At 64.5% G+C, this 4805-nt stretch carries 4 protein-coding genes and 1 pseudogene; all 5 read right to left on the reverse strand.

Annotated features, from left to right (window positions below; all coding sequences use genetic code 11):
• Positions 1–549 (reverse strand): annotated as a pseudogene (locus EN750_RS18830) (hypothetical protein); the annotation flags it as partial.
• A 135-nt stretch (positions 550–684) separates the two neighbouring features.
• A complete protein-coding gene (locus EN750_RS18835) occupies positions 685–1425 on the reverse strand; it encodes an SDR family NAD(P)-dependent oxidoreductase (protein WP_127397307.1) in 741 nt (246 codons plus the stop codon).
• 44 nt (positions 1426–1469) lie between these two features.
• Complete coding sequence (gene purF, locus EN750_RS18840) at positions 1470–2939, reverse strand: amidophosphoribosyltransferase (protein ID WP_013532528.1); 1470 nt, start codon at positions 2937–2939, stop codon at positions 1470–1472.
• A gap of 104 nt (positions 2940–3043) precedes the next feature.
• Complete coding sequence (locus EN750_RS18845; RefSeq protein WP_127397308.1) at positions 3044–3703, reverse strand: CvpA family protein; 660 nt, start codon at positions 3701–3703, stop codon at positions 3044–3046.
• 63 nt (positions 3704–3766) lie between these two features.
• A partial coding sequence (gene radA, locus EN750_RS18850) for a DNA repair protein RadA (protein WP_127397309.1) occupies positions 3767–4805 on the reverse strand: 1039 nt, incomplete at its 5' end.

The following is a 4805-nucleotide window of genomic DNA, read 5'->3' on the forward strand; positions in this document are numbered from 1 at the left end:
TTGCACAGCGATGCCAACGGCATCACCAAACAGACAGCGCTCAACGAGAAAGGCGAAGCGGTCAACGGCCGCGGCGACACGCCCAACCGCCACGACGTGCTGACCGGCTCCAAGCCCGACGGCACCAAGATCGCCGACCAGACCTGCGGCAACTGGACGATGAGCGGGGCGGAAGGCGCCGCGGCCGTTGACCGCTTCGCCTTTCTCGTTGAGCGCTGTCTGTTTGGTGATGCCGTTGGCATCGCTGTGCAACGAGGCGACATCGTCGGCGATCTTGACGCCCTTGGCGTTCACCCACGGCCCCTTGCCGATGCGGTCACGGGCGTCGGTGTCGCTGGTCGACAGATAGGCGGCCCAACTTTTGCCGGTGACGCCGGCGGCTTCCGCCAACGACGCGCAATGCGCGTCGGCGCCCTTGAGGCCGCCGAGGTCGGCACCCTTGCCGGAACCGACACTGGTGACGAAGAAGCTCATCTTGGCATCTTGCGAGTAAGCGGCGCCCGCGGCTGCGATCAGGGTGGCGGCGGTGGCGAGAAGCAGTTTACGCATGTCGGTCCTCCGGTTGGTCTTCGACGGGTTACATCAGAAGAAACGTTGCCGGAGGCCTGTTTAATCCCTACGCATGTCGCCTAAAAGTATGCAGCGGTTCTTGGGAAACCGACATGCGGCAAAAAGGCTCTAGTTTTATTCCGGCTGGCGATAGGCGACGAACCGATTGTGCTTGGCTTGGAAGATCAATCCGGTCTCTTTCAGGTCCGGGCTGGCCAGCGGCACGATGCGTTTGGCGATCTCGGAGGGATGCGGCAACGTCTCGGGATCTTCGCCCGGCACTGCCTGGGCACGCATGGCGGTGCGGGTGGCGCCAGGGTCGGCGGCATTGACCCGGAGCGGCAGGCTCTGCGTCTCATGCGCCCAGGAGCGCATCATCGTCTCCACCGCGGCCTTGGAAGCCGCGTAGGGTGCCCAGAAGGCGCGCGCCGAGTGCGCTGCGTTGGAGGACAGGATGATCGCTCGTCCAGCATCGGAGAGCCGCAGCAGGGGGTCGACGGAGCGGATCAGCCGCCAGGTCGAGGTGACGTTGATGGTCATCACCTTCTCGAAGGTTTTTGCTTCGACATGACCGATCGGCGAGATGACGCCGAGCACGCCGGCATTGGCGACGAGAATGTCGAGCTTGCCCCAGCGTTCGTGGATGGCGCCGCCCAGGCGGTCGATACCGGCCATGTCGGCGAGGTCGAGCGGCACCAGTGTCGCCTGGCCGCCGGCCGCCTTGATCTGGTCGTCGAGCTCTTCCAGTCCTCCGACAGTGCGCGCCACCGCAATGACATGCGCGCCGGCGGCAGCCAATTCCTTGGCAATGAAATAGCCGATACCGCGCGAGGCGCCGGTGACGACCGCAACGCGGTCGGAAAGGTCGAGGGTCATGCGATGGATTCCGGGAATTTGACTAACGCTGATGGCGGTCCGGCCTACGTCCCGCTCGTCGCCAGCAGCGACAGCGTGCGCACATTGTCGTGGCCTTCGAAGTCGAGCAGGCGGGTTGGATACTGGCCGGTGAAGCAGGCATCGCAGAATTGCGGCTGGTCGTTATCGCGGCTGGCCTCGCCGACCGCGCGGTAGAGCCCGTCAATGGTGAGGAAGCCGAGCGAATCGACGCGAATGAACTCGGCCATCTCCTCGATCGACATGCGCGATGCCAGGAGCTTCGATTTCTCCGGCGTGTCGACACCGTAGAAACAGGAGGCGCGTGTCGGCGGTGAGGCGATGCGCATATGCACCTCCTTGGCGCCGGCGTCGCGCACCATCTGCACGATCTTCTGGCTGGTGGTGCCGCGCACGATGCTGTCGTCGACCAGCACCACGCGCTTGCCCTCGATCATGCGGCGGTTGGCATTGTGCTTCAGTTTGACGCCCATGTGGCGGATCGAATCGCCCGGCTGAATGAAGGTGCGGCCGACATAATGATTGCGGATGATGCCGAGTTCGAAGGGAATGCCTGCAGCCTGGCTGAAGCCGATCGCCGCCGGCGTGCCCGAATCCGGCACCGGCACGACGATGTCCGCCTCGACCGGGCTTTCAACCGCCAGCTCGGCGCCGATGCGCTTGCGCACCTCATAGACGTTACGGCCTTCCACCGAGGAATCCGGCCGCGCGAAATAGACATATTCGAAGATGCAGAAGCGGGTCTTCTGCGGCTCGAAGGGGAACAGGCTCTCGATGCCCTTGGAGGTGACGACGACCATCTCGCCGGGCTTCAGGTCGCGAACGAAACGCGCGCCGATGATGTCGAGCGCGCAGGTTTCGGAGGCCAGGATCCAGGCGCCGTCGAGATCGCCGAGCACCAGCGGCCGGATGCCGAGCGGATCGCGGCAACCGATCATCTTCTTGGCCGTCATCGCCACCAGCGAGAAAGCGCCCTCGACCTGCCGCACCGCATCGATGAAACGCGAGTTGAGGTCGCGCTCCTTGCTGGTGGCGACGAGGTGCAAAAGCGTCTCGGTATCGGAGGTGGAGGAGAAGATCGCGCCTTGCTTCTGCAGCGCGCGCTGCACGGTCATGGCGTTGGTCAGATTGCCGTTGTGGGCGACGGCGAAGCCGCCATCGGCCAATTCGGCGAAAAAGGGCTGGATGTTGCGCATGCCGGCGCCGCCAGTCGTGGCGTAGCGGGTATGGCCGATGGCGCGGTTGCCTTGCAGGCTGTCGATGACGCGCTGCTTGGTGAAGGTGTCGCCGATCAGGCCGACATGGCGTTCGACATGGAACTGGCTGCCGTCGTAAGAAACGATGCCTGCCGCTTCCTGGCCACGATGCTGCAGCGCATGCAGGCCCAGTGTGACGATGGCTGCCGCGTCCTGCCGGCCGAAAATGCCGAACACACCGCATTCGTCGTGGAAATGGTCGTCGGCCTCGGCGGAAAGCACGTCGTCTGCGTCTGCCATCTTAAGCTCCGCTAAAATCGCCATATAATGCGGGTTCGCGCCGAAAGCAACGCGGGCCGTGCGGTCGTTCACACCATCGTCAGATCCTGACGTCGTTTTCGGCGTCAGTTTGCCGGTGCCGCCGGTGCCGGAGCGTTGTTGGCCGGTGGTGTTGCGTCATTGTCGTCAGGCGCCGGCGTGTTGGCATCGTCGCCGCCTGCCGGAGCATCCGCCGCCGGTGCGTCCGGAGCAGCTGGTGTCTCGGCGGCCGGTTGATTCGGATTGAGTTTCTTGAGAATGGCGTTTTCCGGATCCTCGGGCAGCAGGCTTTCGAGCTTGGCGCCGATCTGCTCGAGCAGCGGTCGCGACTTGGCCTCCGTGACCCAGGTCGGTGCCTTGGCGCCAGCCAGCCAGTTGAAGAACAGCAGGGCGACGGCGACGACCAGGATGCCGCGCGCGGCGCCGTAGAGGAAACCCAGCGTACGGTCGAGCGCGCCGATCCGCGAATCGATGATCCAGTCGGCCAGCTTCATGGTGATGACCGAGACGACGATCAGCGCGATGATGAAGACGACGCCGGCGGCGGCGGCCATGGCGATCTTTTCATTCTCGATGTAGGGCGCGAGGTAAGGCACAACCGGCTTGTAGAAGAAGAACGCCGCCGCTGCCGCCGCTGCCCAGGAGACGACGGACAGGACTTCACGCGAAAAGCCGCGAACCATGGCGAGCATCGCCGAGACCAGAGTGAAGCCGACGAGAATTCCGTCAAGCAGCGTAATCGGCATGTCTTTCGCCCCACTCCATGAGCCGCATTATAGCGCGGAACATCGGGCTCTGGGTCCGATGCTCTAATCTTCTTCGTCCACGCGGCTTCGGCGTGAGCCGGCTATGCGTGCCACGAGGTCGGCAAGCTCGGTCGGCTGGAAAGAACCGGCCCCGATCCCCCCGGCCAGTTCCCCGCTGCCCGAGGGCAGAACCGCGCTTCCAAAACCCAGCTTTTCGGCTTCCTTGAGGCGCTGTTGCGCATGCGCAACCGGCCTCACGGCGCCCGAAAGGCTGATTTCGCCGAAATAGACGCAATCGGCGGGAAGGGCAAGACCGGTGAGCGAGGAAACCAGGGCGGCCGCCACTGCCAGATCGGCCGCGGGCTCCGAAATCCGGTAGCCTCCGGCGACATTGAGATAGACATCGTGGCTGCCGAATCGCACGCCGCAATGGGCTTCGAGAACCGCCAGGATCATCGACAGCCGGGCGCCGTCCCAGCCGACGACGGCGCGGCGCGGCGTGCCGAGCGAGGAGGGTGCGACCAGTGCCTGGATCTCGACCAGCACCGGCCTTGTCCCCTCCATGCCGGCGAAAACCGCGGCCCCGGGCGATTTTGCATGGCGCTCGCCAAGGAAAAGCTCGGACGGATTGGCAACCTCGCGCAGGCCCTTGTCCGACATTTCGAAGACGCCGATCTCGTCGGTCGGGCCAAAACGGTTCTTCACCGTGCGCAGGATGCGGTAATGGTGGCCGCCTTCGCCTTCGAAGTAGAGCACGGCGTCGACCATATGCTCGACGACACGCGGCCCGGCGATCTGGCCTTCCTTGGTGACATGGCCGACCAGCACGATCGCAGCACCCGTGGATTTCGCATAACGGATCATCGCCTGGGCGGCGGCGCGCACCTGTGTGACGGTGCCCGGTGCCGAATCGGCAAGGTCGGTCCACAGCGTCTGGATAGAATCCAGGATGACGAGATCAGGCCGCTTGCCGTCGGCGATCGTCGCCAGGATGTCCTCGACATTGGTCTCGGCGGCAAGTTCCACCGGAGAAGAGGCGACGCCAAGCCGCTGCGCCCGCAGCCTGATCTGCGCGACCGCCTCTTCGCCCGAGACATAGACC

It is taken from the genome of Mesorhizobium sp. M7A.F.Ca.ET.027.03.2.1 (assembly GCF_003999175.1).
In the GTDB taxonomy this organism is placed as follows: Bacteria; Pseudomonadota; Alphaproteobacteria; order Rhizobiales; family Rhizobiaceae; genus Mesorhizobium.